The organism is Bradyrhizobium sp. STM 3562, assembly GCF_045571435.1.
Classification (GTDB): domain Bacteria; phylum Pseudomonadota; class Alphaproteobacteria; order Rhizobiales; family Xanthobacteraceae; genus Bradyrhizobium.
In genome coordinates this window covers 5823112-5838998 of sequence record NZ_CP120694.1, presented here as the reverse complement: position 1 = coordinate 5838998, position 15887 = coordinate 5823112, and the positions used below count along the sequence as shown (strand labels likewise).

Below are 15887 nucleotides of genomic sequence, written 5' to 3'. Positions count from 1 at the left end.
CCGCCTCTGTAGACGCGGCCCCAGGCGCGATCGCCCGGCGACTTCTAATCAATGTTGTGCCGTCGTGATTGCAGCGCTGCTCGAGGCATCGCTCATCTGACGGAGCTCCGGTGTCATGGATGCGAGCCTTCGATCGTGCCCTTGAGTGCGCGTACATCCAAGTTTCGCCAATTCAATGCGCTCTGGAGCTGCAATGTTCGGACCGAAATCATTTGTCCGATACTCGTTGCGGTCGATCACTGAGTGCGGTCTCAACAGTTGTCCCGGCGGAGACGAGCGCTCGGGTTGCCGCCGTCACATCGGCCTGGCACATCAGGCTTTCGCCCACCAGGAAGGTGGAAATCCCAACGTGCGAGAGCCGCATCAGATCGGCGGGAGTGAAAATGCCACTTTCACTGACGATCAGACGATCCTTCGGGACTAGCGACGCCAGCTCTTCGCTGATGGCAAGGCTCGTCTTAAAATTGCGCAAGTTGCGGTTGTTTATTCCGATCATTGGTGAGCGGAAAGTAGAGGCGCGAGAAAGTTCCAAGTGGTCGTGAACTTCGATGAGAACATCCATGCCGTGCTCAAGTGCCGCCGCTTCGATTTCTCGGGCAGCTCCGTCATCGACGGCAGCCATGATGATCAGGATGCAGTCGGCACCATGCGCGCGGGCTTCGGACACCTGATAAATATCGAACATGAAGTCCTTGCGTAGTACCGGCAAATTAGTCGCCGTGCGCGCCATGACCATATTGTCGAGATGTCCCAGGAAAGATGGCGTGTCCGTCAAGACTGAAAGACAGGCGGCGCCGCCTGATTCATAGGCCTTCGCCAGGGAGGGCGGATCAATGTCAGCGCGAATGAGACCTTTAGACGGTGAGGCCTTCTTTATTTCGGCGATGAGGGCGTACTCGCCTGCACCGTGCTTCTTGCGAATTGCGTTGATGAAGCCGCGCGGAGGCCCGGCACGCCTTGCCAGAGACTCGATCTCTGCAAGCGGTACCTTGCGCCTCGCGGCGGCGATCTCCTCGCGCTTGTAGGCTTCGATTGTTGCCAGAATATCGGACATCGGCTAGCCCGGCAGGGAAGCATTGGACACCGCGATAAGCTGTTTCAAGCGCAAAGCCGCGGCGCCACTATCTAGCGAGTCCTGCGCGATGGTTACGGCGTCCCTTAGTGTCATGACACGACCGCCTACGACCAATGCCGCAGCAGCGTTGAGAACAGCCAGGTCGCGATAGGGGTTTCGCATGCCTTCAAGTACGTTTCGGAGCGCGACGGCGTTGGCTCGGGCGTCGCCGCCCTTGAGCGCCTGGTCGCTGCAACGTGCCAGCCCAACCTCCTCCGGAATTACCTCAAACGTTCGAATTTGGTTCCCCTCAAGTGCTGCAACAAAAGTCGGTCCGGTGAGGGTGATCTCATCGAGTCCGTCGGAGCCGTGCACCACCCAGGCCGAATGGGCGTCAAGGTTCTGCAACACTTGCGCCAGCGGCAGGAGCCAATCACGCGAAAAGACCCCAACGATCTGTCGCTTGACACCGGCCGGATTGCACAACGGCCCAAGCAGATTGAAAATAGTGCGGGTCGAAAGCTCAATCCGTATCGGCTGGACGTTCTGCATGGCCGGATGATAGGCCGGCGCGAACATGAAGCCGATACCAGCCTCGTACACACAGCGAGCGACGGCTTCAGGCGGGATGTCGATCTTCACACCGAGCAAGCTCAAGACGTCGGCGGCTCCTGAACGCGAGGACAGCGCGCGATTGCCGTGTTTCGCGACCGGCACCCCGGCACCGGCCACGATAAAAGCGGCGCAGGTCGATACGTTGACCGAGCCCGAAGCGTCACCGCCGGTACCGGCGATATCAATGGCATCGGCTGGAACATTAACGCGCCGCATCTGACCGCGCATCGCAGAAGCTGCGCCTGTGATTTCTTCCACTGTCTCGCCGCGCACGCGCAGCGCCATAAGTAGCCCGCCGATCTGCGCGGGTGTGGCGCCACCCGACATCATACGTGCGAAGATGGATGCTGCCTCCTCTCGGGTCAACTTGGCGCCAGATCCGACTTTGCCAATGATTGGTTTGAGATCGTTCATAGCGCGATTTCGCGTTGGACAGTGTTGCTTGCGGTAACCAGGATTGTTCTTCGACGATCAACCTGGACGCTGCGAGAAAATGGCAGCCGTTGGTCGCTCAAAATGCGCTAGGTTGTTTGAAAGCCTACAACCTGACGCAACGTAAGAATCAAGCGGTTTGAGGCTTGCCGTGAGTACGATCATTGCAGATCCCGCCACAAGATCCCCGAAACTGATCAAGGAGTTTCAAGCCGACCTTCCGAGACGCAAGATCAGTGCCAACAGAACGCAGATACCGAGTGCAACGACTGCGACAGGCCGCGCTCCGACGGAAATTATGTCTTGTGATTCGAGCCGAGCTCTATGCACCAAGCCACGATTGCGATGGCCGCGGCGAGGTGATCAACATAAGATCGTGAATATTCGGGACACGGCAGAAGACAGATTGTGACCGTAACGCGAGCAGGACAGATGAGTCCACAGGTGGAGGCGGGGGCGCCGATAACGATTTGAGGGCGTAAAGCTCAACGTAAATCGTCATAAGGATGCTCAAGGCGCAGAGTGGCCTGACCCGCTGGTCCAAGACCGCGATAATTCAAGTTTATCGGCGATGCAAAAGGATTGACGAGCTGACAGGTCACCATTGCGCTTGTCGCGCATGATCCTCTGACGACCAAAGGATCGCGGTCGAACACATCATCAAGTTGGACCGGCACTCATTGCAACAGGGCTGCCGCGGCTGCTCGCCTATTCGCGCGATGAGCTGAGCTGCAACTGCTCAACGAAAGACGCCAAGGTCGGAAAGCTCACATTGCGCCGAGCCGTTCCTGACATATTAAGCGCGGTGCGAGCGCCGGAGTCGGTTTTCAATGCCCCAGCACAACGGACGCCTTTTTCCAGCGCGGCACACAGATTGCTCTGATCAGGAGCAACGAACCGCCGCGACGCAGCTGCTTTCCATCGACCGGACCGGGAGTACCTGATCATGTTTGCCGCGATTTTGCTGGTCACTGCAACCCTGGTGCTGCTAATGGTCCAAAAGTGCTTAGTTCTCTTGGATCGGTGTGGCGATCGCGGCAAAGGTGCGCCAGCGGAGCCTGGTTCTAGCCTCAATCAAGTAAAAGACGAACCAGAAGGGCGGCACGAGCTGTGGCGGGAACGGACCGGCTTAGAGAGCGATCGCGCGGGTCGCCTCATTTCAGGAGCATGTCTCGGTCCACAACAGCTGGAAGAGATTCGTCGCGGGCGCCCCCGCTGTTGTGAAAACGGCTTCAGCGAGGCAGGTAAGCCGGATCGCGTCACAGCGCGTTGAAGGATCCGATCCGGCATAACCCAGGGGGATGCTACTGGCGATAAGCGTCCCACGGACAATGGGCCCTTATCCGGGAGTTCGATTAGCGGGCCCCTCTGCTACGCAGCGCGGCCGAGACGTCGAGTGTTCGCAGATGCGGGGGGCCTGCCATGTCGCGCCGTCTTCAGCGTCGTCCAATGGTCAATCCTGCATTCTCGAGCGCATCCAGGATTTTGCTTGCTACTGTTTCCGGCCTCTCCGAATCGCGTCCAAGGCTTGGCGCAATCGTGTCGACGATGACCGCGTGCGCTTTTTCGCGCTCGAAAGACTCCGGGAGCGTATATTCACCGCACACATTGCAGCCCATCACCGGTCGGCCGCTCCAGGGATCGTGACATGCGACCTCGCACCAGTTGTTGGCGTGACATTTGGGGCAAAGCACGGGCGGATTTCCACTGCTCGAAGTAGTAGGGTTGTTACAGATTACATGGACGGGTTCCCTAGCGAGTTCACCTCTGCAAGAGTTCTCCGACGCTGGAGTTGGTCTCGAGTATTCCACAAGCGAACAGCACCACAGACGCCAGCCCGGAAACGAGCGCGGATAGCTGCAAGGCCAGCGTGAAGTCTGTCCTGCGCGAGCAGCGCTTCTCTTGCACAGTTGATGATGGCGCGGACATCCTGGCCTTCGAGGCCTCTAGCTCAGCTGCGGCGTGAGCGATGATTGCGAACAACGCCATGGCAGCGCCCCATCCGAAATAGAGCGTTGCCAATGCCACCGAGCTCATCAGGCTTAGATCGAGCTTAGCTTTGGCGGCGACATGAGTTAGAGACTCCAAAACTGCGAGGACGGCCCCAAAGTTGATCAACACCAACGCGCGCAGAGTGAGCCTGACGGAAATGATCCCCGACCCGCTAAGGGCACTCCGCAGGCGGGAGATACTCTCCGAATCGCCTTGGGGAGCGCACCCGTGCTCGCCGGCACGCCATTCTCGGTCATTTATCGGAGAGCGGTCAGTCCAAGGTGTGTCGATCGGCAGTTTTTGATTGGAGTGTTCCAAGAGTGAGGTCCTTCGTTCAAGGTGGGTCAACGCGTCGAACGCGCGGTCACCGATTGGCTGATCCGAGGCGGTCCCGCGTAGTCTCATCAGCGAAGCGCTCGCTGTTGAACGAGAGGATCGCATTCGGCTCTGCCCGCTCAACCGCGTCCCGGTGTTGATCAGCCTGTTACAACCTGAAGACACCATACTGTGGTGCCTCGATGGGAGCGTTGAGGGAGGCACTCAAAGCGATTGCCAGCGCGGTTCTGGTATCGACAGGATCGAGAATGCCGTCGTCCCAGATTTCGGACGTCGCGTAGTACGCGCTCGCTCGCTCCTGATACTCCTGCAGAATCGGCTCTCGAATGGCGGCTAACTCGTGCTCTGACAGACGGCCACCCTGGCGGGCCAGTTGCCTTGCCTTGACATGGGTGAGCACGCCGGCGGCTTGCTCAGCCCCCATCGCCGAGATCTGAGATTGTGGCCAGGTAAAAACGAAACGGGGATCGAACGCTCGTCCAGCCATCGCGTAAGTCCCGGCTCCGTGGGATGCGTTGCAGATGACGGTGAACTTCGGCACCGACGTCCCAGAAACGGCCATGATCAACTTGGCTCCATCCTTCGTGAGACCACGACGCTCATAATCTCGGCCCACCATGAAGCCGGTCGTGTTCTGGAAGAAGAACAGAGGCGTTCGGTTTCTGTCACATAGCTGGATGAAGTGACTGCCTTTGAGTGCACTATCGTTAACCAGCACACCATTGTTGGCGATGATCCCGACTTGATATCCATGCAGCCGGGCGAAACCGCACACCAGAGATTGGCCATACCTCTGCTGGTATTCGTGAAATCGACTACCATCGACAAGACGCGCGATGATCTCCCGCATTTCGAACTGGACCCGGGGGTCCCTCGGAATAAGGCCATAGAGCTCGGAGGCATCATAGGAAGGCGGTTCAGGCGGGGCTCGATCGATCAAGGTTTTCGTCGGGCGATGAAGGCGCGCGACGATGTCGCGGGCTATCGCAATCGCATGCATCTCAGAGCTTGCCAGATAGTCACTCGTGCCCGACACGCTGGTATGCATTGAGGCGCCACCGAGCTCCTCGGCGGACACGATCTCGCCAGTGGCAGCCTTCGCGACCGGAGGTCCGCCGAGAAAGATTGCTCCCTGACCTTCGACCATGATGCTGTAGTCGCTTAGCGCTGGAACGTAAGCTCCTCCGGCGCTGCAATGACCCATTGCGATGGCGACTTGCGGCACGCCCATCCGGGAAAGAATTGATTGATTGCGCAGGATTCGACCGGCGTGATAGCGATCAGCGAAGAACTCCGCCTGCAGGGGCAAAAAGCCTCCGGCACAATCGCAGAGATGAACCACCGGTAGGCGGTTCTCGATTGCTATATCCAAAGCTCGCACGATCTTCTTGACGGAAAGCGGATACCATGCGCCGCCCTTCACACTCGCATCATCGGCGTGAATGATCACTTCGCGGCCGGCCACGATCCCGATCCCAACCACCTGCGCTGCGCCAGGGACTTCGCCTTGGTAGGCCTTGTTAGCGGCCAGTGTTGATAGCTCCAGGAACGGAGTGTCGGGATCGAGCAAGGACTCGATCCGGTCACGAACAAACAGCTTATTTTGCTGTCGCAGGCGGTCCAGATCCCGTTCTGGCCGGCTAAACCGCGCGGCACATTGTCGCTGCTTCAGGTCGGCCGCAAGCTGTCTGTTGTGGAGTTCGTTGAGCTGAAAGTCATGCGAGCTCACATCCGCCGAAGAGACGATTCGCTGCATTTCAGCGTTCCTCTTCCGAGAGCGTCACCAGCACAGCGTCTCGCTCGAAGCTCTCGCCTTCTTTGAAGTGAATAAAGGCGACCCGCGCGTCCTTTGGAGAGCGGATGACTGTCTGCAATTTCATGCTCTCGATTGTGATAAGCTCTGTCCCTGCGGAAACGGATTGACCAGGTGAGACTCTGGTCGCGATCACGACGCCCGGCATTGGAGCACGGGCCACCAGATGGCCTGGATCGTCTTTCGCACAGGCAAGCGCTCGCAACGGATCACGGTAGCGCAAAATGCGCGTCCTGCCGCCGATATGCAGGTGAATTGTGTCGCCATCGATGAAGAACCTGACCTGCCTTCTTTCGGTCGCAATGCTAAGAAGGCCGGAATCGCTGCCGGAGTCGGAGAATGCGACCGGGCCAACAACGTCGTCCCCCAACCGAAGCTGATAGCCTTGCGGGCAGGGCGAAAGCCACAGATCATAATCGATGCCATCAAGTTCGAAAGAGTGCTTCACCGTCAATTTCTCCAGCCACCGAGAGATGCGTGAAGCTCAGGCACGGCGTTTGCAGAATCGCAGACGGGTTTTGTGAGAAGAGCGGCTGCAGCGAGAAAAGGAGACAAATCGGACACACCCGAGAGGACGTGCGGATTCTCCTCGAGATATCCTGCATGAATATCGCCGCTCAGAAATGTCTCGTCCGCGAGGATACGCGCCAGGAAATCCGCATTTGTCTCGCAGCCAAGGAGCACTAGCTCCCGCAAAGCGCGTTCTGCCTTAGACGCTGCCTCCATGCGGGTAGATGAATGCACGATGATCTTGGCGAGCATGGGATCGAAGGCTGTTGTGATCTGGTGGCCGCGCGAAATCCCAGAATCGATGCGTACGCCGTCGCCGCCCGGGTACTCGAGAATATGTATTGTGCCGGTAGTTGGAGCGTATCCGCGTTCCGGGGTCTCCGCGTACAGTCTAGCCTCGATTGCGTGCCCCTTTGGGACGATGTCGGCTTGCGAAAATCGAAGTTCGCGGCCTGCGGCGGCATAGATCTGTTCGGCAACCAAATCGAGCCCGGTTGTCATTTCGGTCACAGGATGCTCGACCTGCAGGCGCGTATTCATCTCCAGGAAATAGAACTCTCCTTGGCCCAAGATGAACTCGACAGTGCCAGCGTTGCGATAATTCGCGGCCCGGGCGATGGCAGCGGCAGTTTCACAGATCTGTTGTCTCAGCGTCTGGTCCAATGCCGGCGAGGGCGTCTCCTCAATGATCTTCTGGAAGCGGCGCTGCACCGAACACTCCCGCTCGAAGAGGTGGACCACGTTACCAAACGAGTCCCCTAACACCTGCACTTCGATGTGACGCGGTCTTTCGACGTACCGTTCGGCATAGAGGCGGGTGTCACCGAAGTATCGCTGTGCCGCGCTGCGTGCGTGTGCTATCGCGTCCTGGAGGCACTCCAGCTTGCGCACGATTTGCATGCCTTTGCCGCCACTTCCTGCTGATGGCTTCACCAGCAAGGGTGCTCCGATGGCCCGGGCTCTGCGAAGAAACGTCTCTGGTTCATCTTCTTCGATCGCGGAAGGTGCGACCGGAAAACCGTTTCTCCGGACGAAGTTGCGAGATCGGATCTTGTCCCCCATAAGTTGGATAGCCTCTGGCGCAGGACCGATGAACACAAATCCTGCTTGCGTCACGGCCCTCGCAAATTCTGCATTCTCAGATAGAAATCCATACCCAGGATGGATCGCGCCCGCGTTCGCCGTGCGGGCTGCAGCTATGATCTGCTCAATATCCAGGTAAGCCGCGAGGGGCGTGTGACCGCGAATGGCGATCGCGGTGTCAGCCATCGAGACGGCCAGCGTTCGCACATCGATATCGTGGTAGATAATCGCAGAGCGCAGCCCGAGCCTGCGCAGCGTCTTGATGATGCGGACTGCGATCTCGCCGCGATTGGCGATCAGAACGGTATCAAATGGTAATGTGACCATTGGCTTTATTCGTTCACCTTGATCGGCAGCATCTCAATCCGAAGGAGCAGCCGGCAATTCCGCGTCCGCGGAAGTTCGTAGCCGGGGCGGTGGTGTCGTCCGAGCAAAGGGCGGGAGAGGGCTCCTACCTGGAAGCGCTTAGCCGATTTTGGCAGGGTTTCGAAATGCAACCTCTTTTGCTTCCAAGCCCATTCTGGCACGACACATTTCAACATTATCGTGCAGCTAAATCGACCGGCTGGCTGCGCCGACGAATGCACCTCTCCGGCGTCTTTGAGATCGTCCATAAGTCCGGCCATCGCTTTTTCGCTATGACCAGAGAGCTCGCGCACGCAGCGGAGTAAGCTCGTCCGCGCTGCGAGGAAGCTCAGTAGGAACCATTGCCGCGCGCTGGCGACGATCTCCGTTTTCCGGCCACTTTCCTGAACCGTTCACCAGGTTCGCCCATCGCTGCCGAGTGAAGGCAGAGAGACGATGCCTGCGACGGCTGAGCTCACACGCGATCGCCGCGATGGCCCGGCGGCAGGCAGGCTCCTGCCGCCATTTCCTGAGGCCGTCCACCAGCGATACCAGGTGCTGGTAAGCAAAGCTCGAAAGCCGATTGGCGCGCCTGGTTCGAAGAAGTTCCTCGGCAATTCTAACCGCAGCTTGGCGAATGGTCAGCTCGTCAGGCCATTTGCTGAAGCCATCAACCAGCAACGATAAATCTCGGCTGGTTAGCTGTTGGATTGGCTCGCCTTCTTGTGCCAGAAATTCGGCAATTCTGATTGCGCCTTCATGGCATTCAACCGCTCGGGGATGCCTTCCGAAGGCTGCCACAAACAGCGCAAGTGCTCTGAATTCGATCTTCTTCACCAGCGCGGGATCAAGCCGCGACAGCCGAGCCCCCAAGCTCCTGCAAGCCGCCAGACCTGCCTTACCTCCGCTTTCCTGGCTGAGCTGGTTACAGATTGTCGCATACGCCCATGATCGCCCGGTGCGGACATTCTCCTCAAAGCGCGGCACAAACTCGTGTTGAAAAGTGGTGGCGCTCCTCCGGAGGAATCTTTCCCGGTCGGCAACGTCCAGCTGCCCGGCAAATCTCACAAGTGCAACCGAAAAACCACGCACGTCGTGAGCGCATCTAGCCCGATCAGCAGCATTTAAGGAGGCGTCAAAGGCGGCCGCGTGACGTGGTTCCGCGCCGGCCGGGTGCATTGTCCCCGATGAAGGACGATCCAAGAGGCTTGCTTGTGGGCGGCAGCTCATTTCGAGCCTCGCGCGTCGGAGGCGCTAATCGACATCACCTTGCGGCACGGTTCACTCAAGCTGCCGAAGTTGATTTTAAGACAAGAAGTGATGGCAGCGGGATCTGGTATGACGCTGCTGCAAAGCCGAAATACGTCCGCCTTGCACGCGTCCTGCTCCTGGGCCGTCGGCGGCCGATCTAGCGCAGCTGCAGGTTCGTCGCACAAGGCTGAAGTCGCTAGAGCAAGAATTGCGATCGCTGTTGGAAAGCGCAGCTCTTTTAAGAACCAAGACCCATACATCTTTTGTTTGCGATTCACGATGTCCTCATCTAGTCAGTACGTTGTCCCGGTATTGCTCGTCCTGCGCGATGCGCAAGGTGACCTGTCTGGCGGTGAACAGATCGCAGTGAGTCGCCCCATGATCCGCCTCAGTGCTCTTGACCACCTGCACGCGTCTAGGTGGGGTGCTCGGGCATCGCTCTCGCGCTTCCAATGTCGCCGCAGCTATGAGCCCGAGAGACGACAGACTATGCAAGCTGCACTCGTCTCTGAACTTCACGCTTTGGCTTTCGTCAGCCAGGTGCTCGATGAGTGCTTGCCGGGTCTACCGAGAGGCGACTCATTTCCCAGATACCTGACCGAGCACTGAATGGACATCGAGAGACAAGACGTCGGATGTTGTTACATACATGCGCCGACCGCCACCAATCACCCGGCGCGCCACTTTTGCGCCCCGACCTCCGAACAGCTCGGCAGGCGCTTCGAGCCATCCTTCGCCTCAGTCATTTCTTGGGTTGGAGTGGTTCGACGCGCGATCGGCCTCCATGTCGTGTGCTGCTGTTTGGCAATGGTTGCGTTCAGCTCGTTGATGCCGCGTGTGCTGCTTTTGCATTTGCATGCGTACGTGCGTTTCGGCTGTTTTGGTCATTTCGTTCAATCCGTCCTCGAGGCTGCACATTGGAAGTTTTGCAACATCCCGAACACTGCATCTGATGCGCGAAGTAGGATGGCTAAGCTCGGTAGTGCATGTTGATACCCATCAGGAAGCATTTGCGTGACCGAGGGTCGCCGCGAGTGCCTTCGAACCGTACAATCTGACGCTGCGTGCGGTTCAAGCCCCCGCAGTGACTCTCTCTGTTAATATTCCAATGTCGCAGACCTCCCGGCGCCCAGGCGGTGTCTCATCTGCCGCGCAAGTTCTCTCATTCGAGTTATTATGAGAATCCGTCCCCGCTGATCACGCTTGACGATTACAAGGCGCCAAGTTCGGCCTCGACATGGAGCGTTAGTTCGGCTGACGCGATTGAGTTGCGAACAATGGAAGCACTCTGCCTTCAACCGGCGAAGTACCCGGCTCTTCCCGCACTGTGCGGCAGATAGAGGCAGCATCGAAGTAAGTCCGGGCGGAGGCGCCAAGCGGCGCAGCCCCGCGTCGGTTCCAGAAGACCTGCGCCCAGCTCGGGTCAGTGTGCCCGCAGCCAAAGGCCCCGACGAGCTCTGGTCCAGGGGAGTGATATGCTTTCGAACTCGGGGGGTCTGTTGAGGGTCGTTCCAGCTCTGACTCAGAGCAATTCGCGAACTGGTCGAGCGGCTGGTTCCATGGCGGTTCCAGCCTCAAGAAATGCGGGCCGAGTTGCGCGCCTTAGTGGTCTCACGCGCCCGGCCGGTGATCCGCCTGTAGCGCGAGGTCGACACACTTGATCAATTTGCGGCCGGAGAAGGGTTTGGCCAGAAAGCAAGTGGCTCCCGCGCTCAGCGCGCGGGCGCGAACCCGATCGTCTGGAAAAGCAGTGATAAAAATGAACGGCGCGTCGCAACCCCGCGCGCGTGTATGTGTCAGGAGCTCCAGGCCGCTCATGACCGGCATCTGCACGTCCGCGATAACGCACGAGGTTTCGTCGAGCTGCGGCGACCCTAAGAACTCGTCACCCGATGCGAATGTCCTTACGATGTACCCACGCGACTTCAGAAGATTGTTGGTGGCAGTACGGACCAGTGCATCGTCATCGACGACAGATATCCTAAACAAGACGGACAAGACGACCCTCATAACTCAGGGGAAGGCGCCTGCCGTAGCATAGCCACCCAGACCTAAGGTGGGCCTTGGCGTGCAGATTGTAAAATCATACTTAGGTTTGCAGAGGATCGCGATTGGCGCCAATACCAAGTCTTTCAGCCATTCTGATCAAATCAGCCACTGACCGTGCGCCCATTTTCTTCATCATCTGTCCGCGATAGATCTTGACAGTAATTTCGGCGAGTTTGAGCTCCGCGGCTATTTGTTTGTTCATGAGCCCCGCAGCAACGAGTTTCATAACCGCCTGCTCGCGTGCAGTTAGTCTGTCGAACAGAGACTGCAAGCTCGCAGTGGTTTTTTCGGCCTCTCGTCTCTTGCGGTCCCGTTCGATCGCGGCGACTACCGCATCAAGCAGGTCCTGGTCGCGAAACGGTTTGGTCAGGAAATCAACCGCACCACGCTTCATGGCCTTGACGGTCATGGGAATATCGCCATGTCCCGTGATGAAAATGATCGGAATATGGATGTTCTGCTTGGAAAGCTCATTCTGAAGCTCCAGGCCACTCTGCCCAGGCAGTCTGATGTCTAGGACCAGACAGCTGGTAACCTGCGGGAGTTTGTTCTGGAGCATCTCCTGGGCCGACTCGAACGCAAGTACGTTCAGGCCGATCGACCGAAAAAGGTTCGTGAGCGAGCGACGCATAGAAACGTCGTCGTCCACAACGAAGACCGTCGGCCTCCCATCCGGCTCGTCGGCTTTTCCGAGTTGAGGCGAGTCAGAGCGTCCGGTCACCATTGGACTCTTTATTATAAAGGGACCGGACTTGGTGCGCCGCGCTGCGGAGCCTCCTGCGGCCGACAGATGGAAATAGGTGTGGGGGCGCTGGCGCTTCACCAAGCGGCAGATGCCCATGTTCGGTTGAATTGAAAGCCGTTTCGGTGCAGCCGCGAAGGCCCGGCTTAGTTTTGCGCGGGGCCGCAAGACCAACTTTAGTGTTCCGTTCACGCATCTGGTTCGCCTGACAAGGAAAATGGCTCCTGTGGCCTCGCTTACACCTCACTCATTCACCTGACATGAACGCAATCGTCGGAGGAGCGAAACCCGTCCTCATGCGCAGATGACAACAGTAGGAAGAAAGCCCGAGCTCGACCCACTCCCAAGGCGTCTGAACCCGCCCTACGGGACCCAGGTTTTCCAAATCCACGCAACGCTTCAAATCCATGGGATCTGCGGCTTTCGCGGCGCTTCAGAATCGCTGCATACACGTGTTCAAATATCGTGCAATTGTCGACTAGGCAATTCAATTGTGCTAATCTGCGGGGCGGCCGGTTGGGTAGGCTCCCCTCGGGAGCGATTAATCGTGTTCCGTATGCTTGGGGAGAAGTGGGCTTGCTCCCTAATTTTGCATCGGACACCATAGGCCCAGCTTGTGTGTTGACCTGCGGGGCGTATCGCTCCCGTAGGTGCAGATCCTCTCTCTGCTCTTTGCTAAAGGCAGAAGGCGTCCGAGCGGACCACGAGCTCCTCTTAATGCTCGATGTTCAGACAAATGATTGTAGCGCGCGGCGGCTCTCGTGCGGTGAGGAGCGAGCATCGCCATCGCTGGTTGGAATGTGGCAGAAGCGTTGCCCCTGGTGAGCGCTTTCGCCATCTGCTTGTAAAGAACTTCGCCATCCGCCCTACAGTGGAGGCGGCGACATATTGGCGAGTGCAGGCCAATCAAGTTGCGTGAGGGCGACCTACGTAATGCTACGTAGGTCCCGCGTCGCATTTCCTTGATCTTCAGATTGCATGCTCATTTGCATGAACCCGAAAACTCTATTCTACGATCCCAAGCACTGGCGAGCGCGTGCAGATGCGACGAGAGATAAAGCCAATGCTCTCGCCGATGGAAGAAACAGAGACAGGCTCCTCAAGGTCGCGCGTGAGTATGACAGCCTAGCCCGGCGTGCAGAGGAGTGGCAGAGGCTGCAAAGGGAGGGTGACACACACGCCGATTACGGATCTTGAAGCTCCGGCGTTTGTCCAAAGGGGCCTCAGTGCCGGTCCGCAGCTTTGCTTCGTTGTCGGTGAGTCTGTTCTCATTCCAGCCCCGCCACCTCGCAGAGCAGCGGATAGCGTCCGCGCGCCGGAAACAGACGGTGCAGGCGCAGAAGACAGGCCGGACACTATGACCAAAGTTCGTTACGGCACACCTTTTGCAAAAGGGCGGCTGGGTCCTTGACGTCTGAGCCTCGACAAGGCCCAAGGGCCCGACGCACCTTGTACCCGGCCGGGTGCGTCGGGCTTATTTGTGCGTTTTGAGCATAAAGACAGTCGAAGCTCCGCCGCACCCATCACGCGAGCTCGGCCCTCCGGTTTGTCCGATCGCCAACGCAAGTGTCATGCTCTCATTCGCCCTGTGAGAAGTGCGACACCGCTGCGCCTGTAAGCCGAGGAGCGCAATAGCGGCTTGACTGGCATGGCGATGTGGACAGACACGTTCGTTTGCTTGCCCTGGAATATTTTGTCGGCGGCGGAGAGGCGCGTGAGCTCTGAGTAGAATACGCGCTCAGCCGCGCCTACCATATGGAGGCGTGCTCTCGGCGCGGCGGTACCTGAACCGCCGTCGCTCAAAGCGGCACACCACTTGCACGGATCATGTTGAGCATTGACGAGGGCCTCCTCCCCCCTCATCCCTGCACCTAGTCGATGCTCCAACCTTGTCAGGTTGTGGCCCGACGCAGCTCCGTTCTGGAGAGGCGTCGGGCCTTTCTGTTGCTTTGCAGCTTGAGAGATCGATGGATGAGGCTGGACGCCTCCGCAGAGGCTGCCACAAGATATTCTTCCAAGTAACAGCTGCGCCATCCAGGACAGTTCATCCGAGCTCTTCTTTGTCCTCGCTTTAGGATAGCCAAACCGTGGCCGAATTCGGCGATCGCGCAAACTGATGTATCTAAGGATCCAAATTCTCGGAGGTTGAACTTATCTCCGTGTCGCGTCCCGCGCACTTTGGAACAGCACGTCAGTCTGCCTAATGGCACACGCCCGCGGCCCATTGACCAGTGGAGAACGTTTAGCGATCGCGTTACCGAAGCTGGGCTGGCGCGGCGCGGGTTTAAAAATGATCCCGAATCCGGATAGCGCCGCCATAGTCATCGTAATGCGATGAATGGTCCTGGTGACCGAGTGGGAGCCTCTCATCCTGTGCGTCAGCCTGGGGACGCGCTTCGTGCTCCTCATGAGAAGGCCGCAATGAGCCAGCAGATGGCGGCCCAGAGCAGCCCGTCAACAACGATGATCGCAAATGTGCAGAAACGCCGGCTTGGCCGCGACGGAACGGGACAGAACCAGCGAGCCCCTCTATGACCGTCAATCACGGCTGGTTTTCGTTCGCGCCAGTGCGTCATCCATATCTCGCTTCGATAGTTCGAACAGTGCCATGCATCCGGCCCAATTGTCGGACGGCGCCAGGTGGGGCGACGGCATCACCGTGCCGGCAAAATCCGTGCAAAACTGACCGGGCTGCTTGTCCACCGCGCGTTTCAAAGGGCTCGGCGGTTTGGGCATCGGGTGGTGATAGCGTCTCGGGGCGCAGCCGCGCGTCAGGGATGAAAGGCAAGACTAATGGCGCACACTGCGTGATCTCGGCGGCTGACGACACTTCCGCTCCTTGACTGGATCATTGTCGTCTCTCAGCAATCTGCGTGCCGCAAGCGATCGTCCCGCGCACGTCGGTCTAACGGAGAAAAGAAGTGTTCGACGCGCCAGTGCTTGAAGGGGCGAGCTGTCGGTGTCGGCTTCCCGACATCCGTCTTCAGCTTAACACGATATGCACGAGCAGAGAGGAGATCAGGAGTCGGACTGCCTCTCCTCTAGCCAAGCCGGCGACTAGACGTTAGTAGTGGTAGCCGATCGATGCCGCGATGAGATTTCAGTGCGGACTCTTGCTGCCGGTTACGACCAGGCTGCAGAAGATTCGTAATCGCTGCGTCAATCGTGTTTCTAAGAGGAGCTACTGAATTGGCGGTCGGAACTGTGAAATGGTTTAACACAACGAAGGGCTACGGGTTCATTAGGCCAGATGGGGGCGGCGATGATGTGTTCGTGCACATCTCTGCCGTCGAGAAGGCGGGTCTAACTGGCCTGCCAGATGGAGCCAGAGTCAGCTACGAACTCTTCACTGGTCGCAGTGGCAGAGTCTCGGCTGAAAACTTGCGCATCGATGTTTGAGGCGCATTGCAGCAGGCAACGGCTGCCGCCACATTCGTGAGAGTCGCGTTCAGCATTTGAAGGAGCGCTCGACGCCCTGGCGAGTGATCCCCGAGGGCGCTCTCGACGGATCCCAATTTGCAAATTGTGATAGGCCGCCACTCAGCAAGGTCCCAGCTGGCTAGCTGAGTAGGCGGCATTGAGACCTTAGCATCGCAAGAACGGCGGATGGAAAGTGCGATTTGCACTTCCAAGCCACAACATGCTCGCCGAGCAACGCTGCGGCA

At 58.3% G+C, this 15887-nt stretch carries 11 protein-coding genes; 1 reads left to right on the top strand and 10 read right to left on the bottom strand.

Annotated features, from left to right (window positions below; genetic code table 11):
- Positions 1-208: 208 nt before the first annotated feature.
- The 10 genes from trpC to P6U23_RS27100 form a co-directional block, all read right to left on the bottom strand.
- Complete coding sequence (gene trpC / locus P6U23_RS27145; protein ID WP_407175542.1) at positions 209-1054, bottom strand: indole-3-glycerol phosphate synthase TrpC; 846 nt, start codon at positions 1052-1054, stop codon at positions 209-211.
- Between the two features lie 3 nt (positions 1055-1057).
- Complete coding sequence (gene trpD / locus P6U23_RS27140; RefSeq protein WP_407175541.1) at positions 1058-2083, bottom strand: anthranilate phosphoribosyltransferase; 1026 nt, start codon at positions 2081-2083, stop codon at positions 1058-1060.
- 1779 nt (positions 2084-3862) lie between these two features.
- A complete protein-coding gene (locus tag P6U23_RS27135) occupies positions 3863-4222 on the bottom strand; it encodes a hypothetical protein (protein ID WP_407175540.1) in 360 nt (119 codons plus the stop codon).
- 355 nt (positions 4223-4577) lie between these two features.
- Entirely contained in the window at positions 4578-6185 is a 1608-nt protein-coding gene (locus P6U23_RS27130; protein ID WP_407175539.1) for an acyl-CoA carboxylase subunit beta, read from the bottom strand.
- Between the two features lies 1 nt (position 6186).
- The gene (locus tag P6U23_RS27125) at positions 6187-6690 is read right to left on the bottom strand and encodes an acetyl-CoA carboxylase biotin carboxyl carrier protein subunit (protein ID WP_407175538.1); all 504 of its coding nucleotides are present in this window, start codon (positions 6688-6690) and stop codon (positions 6187-6189) included.
- A 2-nt stretch (positions 6691-6692) separates the two neighbouring features.
- Entirely contained in the window at positions 6693-8162 is a 1470-nt protein-coding gene (locus P6U23_RS27120) for an acetyl/propionyl/methylcrotonyl-CoA carboxylase subunit alpha (RefSeq protein ID WP_407175537.1), read from the bottom strand.
- Positions 8163-8471: 309 nt separating this feature from the next.
- Positions 8472-9017: a hypothetical protein gene (locus P6U23_RS27115; RefSeq protein ID WP_407175536.1), complete on the bottom strand. Its 546-nt coding sequence runs from the start codon at positions 9015-9017 to the stop codon at positions 8472-8474.
- A gap of 2025 nt (positions 9018-11042) precedes the next feature.
- On the bottom strand, positions 11043-11441 hold the full coding sequence (locus P6U23_RS27110; RefSeq protein ID WP_407175535.1) for a response regulator transcription factor: 399 nt from the start codon (positions 11439-11441) through the stop codon (positions 11043-11045).
- Between the two features lie 79 nt (positions 11442-11520).
- Complete coding sequence (locus P6U23_RS27105) at positions 11521-12204, bottom strand: response regulator transcription factor (protein ID WP_407181593.1); 684 nt, start codon at positions 12202-12204, stop codon at positions 11521-11523.
- A 2556-nt stretch (positions 12205-14760) separates the two neighbouring features.
- Positions 14761-14925: a hypothetical protein gene (locus P6U23_RS27100; RefSeq protein ID WP_407175534.1), complete on the bottom strand. Its 165-nt coding sequence runs from the start codon at positions 14923-14925 to the stop codon at positions 14761-14763.
- 486 nt (positions 14926-15411) lie between these two features.
- On the opposite strand from P6U23_RS27100, the gene P6U23_RS27095 reads away from it, so the two are divergent.
- Positions 15412-15621 carry a cold-shock protein gene (locus P6U23_RS27095; protein WP_407175533.1) on the top strand — a complete coding sequence of 70 codons (210 nt, stop codon included), beginning with the start codon at positions 15412-15414 and terminating at the stop codon, positions 15619-15621.
- The last annotated feature ends 266 nt before the right edge of the window (positions 15622-15887 follow it).